This window comes from Microbacterium sp. (genome assembly GCF_035277845.1).
GTDB lineage: Bacteria > Actinomycetota > Actinomycetes > Actinomycetales > Microbacteriaceae > Microbacterium.
The window spans coordinates 1-2,404 of record NZ_DATEJS010000052.1; the positions used below are offsets into that span (position 1 = coordinate 1).

2 protein-coding genes are annotated in these 2,404 nt (G+C 69.0%); both read left to right on the plus strand.

Annotated elements, in window-relative coordinates:
• Positions 1-1,006, plus strand: a 1,006-nt coding sequence (locus tag VJR25_RS01975) for an NAD-dependent succinate-semialdehyde dehydrogenase (RefSeq protein ID WP_324111976.1), incomplete at its 5' end; no start/stop codon positions are given.
• A 21-nt stretch (positions 1,007-1,027) separates the two neighbouring features.
• Positions 1,028-2,392, plus strand: coding sequence for an NAD-dependent succinate-semialdehyde dehydrogenase (locus tag VJR25_RS01980; protein WP_324111978.1), 1,365 nt, complete (start codon positions 1,028-1,030; stop codon positions 2,390-2,392).
• The last annotated feature ends 12 nt before the right edge of the window (positions 2,393-2,404 follow it).

Sequence of the window (2,404 nt, forward strand, 5' to 3'; positions counted from 1 at the left end):
GTTCTTCGTCACGCCGTGGAACTTCCCGCTGGCGATGGCGACCCGCAAGATCGCGCCGGCGCTGGCCGCCGGCTGCACCGTGGTCATCAAGCCGCCGGCACTGACCCCGCTGTCGACCATCTTCTTCGTGCAGCTGCTCGAGGAGGCGGGCCTGCCCAAGGGTGTGGTGAACGTCATCCCGACCTCGACCAGCGGCAAGGTGTCCGCGCCGATCATCGCCGACCCGCGGCTGCGCAAGCTGTCGTTCACCGGGTCGACCGAGGTCGGCCGGCGTCTGATCGCGCAGGCCGCCGAGGGCGTGCTGCGGGTGTCGATGGAGCTGGGCGGCAACGCCCCGTTCGTCGTGTTCGAGGACGCCGACCTCGACAAGGCCGTAGACGGCGCGATGCTCGCGAAGTTCCGCAACATCGGCCAGGCCTGCACTGCGGCGAACCGTTTCATCGTGCACGAGTCGGTCGCCGACGAGTTCGCCCGCAAGGTCACCGAGCGGGTCAACGGCATGAAGATCGGCCGTGGCACCGAGGAGGACGTCACCATCGGCCCGCTCATCGACACCGACGCGGTCGCCAAGGCCAAGGAGCTCGTCACCGACGCGGTCGGCCGCGGCGCACAGCTGCGCACCGGCGGCGAGGCGCTCGAGGGCGTGGGCACCTTCTTCCAGCCCACCGTGCTGTCCAACGTGCAGCCGGGCAGCGACATCCTCCGTGAGGAGATCTTCGGACCGGTGCTCGCGATCGCGACGTTCGCCGACGAGGACGAGGCCGTGCGCCTGGCCAACGACACCGAGTACGGCCTGGTCTCCTACGTGTACACGCAGGACCTGCAGCGCGGTCACCGCATGATCGAGAAGCTCGAGACCGGGATGATGGGACTGAACGCCGGTGTGGTGTCCAACGCGGCGGCTCCGTTCGGCGGTGTCAAGCAGTCCGGCATCGGCCGCGAGGGCGGCTCCGAGGGCATCCACGAGTTCCTTTCCACCAAGTACACCCTGATCCCTGCCGTCTGAGGCAGAACGGAACGATAGAAAATGAGCGACTACGCAGTCGTGAACCCGGCCACGGGGCAGACCCTGGCCACCTATCCCACCGCAACCGACGCCGACGTGGCGAACGCGCTGGATGCCGCGGCATCCGCGTACGCCTCGTGGCGTGAGACGTCCGTCGACGAGCGTGCCGCGCTGATCCGCCGGGTGGCCGAGCTGCACCGCGAGCGTCGCGACGAGCTCGCCGCGATCATCGTGCGGGAGATGGGCAAGCCGCTGTTCGCCGCGTACGCCGAGGTCGACTTCGCCGCCGACATCACGGAGTTCTACGCGGACAACGCCGCGAAGATCAACGCCGACCAGCCGCTGGACATCCTCGCCGAGGGGACCGCGGTGATCCGCAAGGCGCCGATCGGGGTGCTCCTGGGCATCATGCCGTGGAACTTCCCCTATTACCAGGTGGCGCGGTTCGCCGCTCCGAACCTGGTGCTGGGCAACACGATCATCCTCAAGCACGCGCCGCAGTGCCCCGAGTCCGCGGCCGCGATCGAGAAGATGTATCTGGATGCCGGCTTCCCGGTGGGCGCCTACGTGAACGTGTACGCGACCAACGAGCAGGCGGCGACCATCATCGCCGACCCGCGCGTGCAGGGCGTCTCGGTGACCGGCTCCGAACGTGCCGGCGCGGCCGTGGCCGAGCTCGCCGGCCGCAACCTCAAGAAGGTGGCGCTGGAGCTCGGCGGGTCCGACCCGTTCATCCTGCTGTCCACCGACGACATCGACGCGGCCGTGGCGGGTGCGGTGGATGCTCGCCTGGACAACAACGGTCAGTCCTGCAACGCTCCGAAGCGCTTCATCGTGGTGGACGGCCTGTACGACGCCTTCCTCGAGAAGTTCACCGACGCCATGAAGGCCCAGGTGGTGGGCGACCCGTTCGCCGACGACACCACGGTCGGCCCCCTCTCGTCGCTCCCGGCGGCGGAGCGTCTCGCGGCGCAGGTCGACCACGCGGTGGCGCAGGGTGCGACCCTCGTCACCGGCGGCACGCGCGACGGCGCGTTCTACGCCCCCACCGTGCTCACCGACGTCACGCCCGACATGGACGTGTACCGCGAGGAGCTGTTCGGCCCGGCCTCCGTGGTCTACCGCGTGGCGGACGAGGATGCCGCGGTGAAGCTGGCGAACGACACCAGCTTCGGGCTGGGCTCCTACGTCTACACGACCGACCCGGCGCAGGCCGACCGCGTGGCCAACAAGATCGACGCGGGCATGGTCTACGTGAACGTGACCCTCGCCGACTCGCCCGAGCTGCCCTTCGGCGGCGTGAAGCGCAGCGGCACCTCCCGTGAGATGGGTCTGCTGGCAGCCGACGAGTTCGTCAACAAGAAGCTCATCCGCGCCGCGGTCTGACAGATCGCGACG

Bases quoted from the DNA above. Each gene is read 5' to 3' on its own strand.
- VJR25_RS01980 (WP_324111978.1), top strand. From the start codon at position 1,028: ATGAGCGACTACGCAGTCGTGAACCCGGCCACGGGGCAGACCCTGGCC.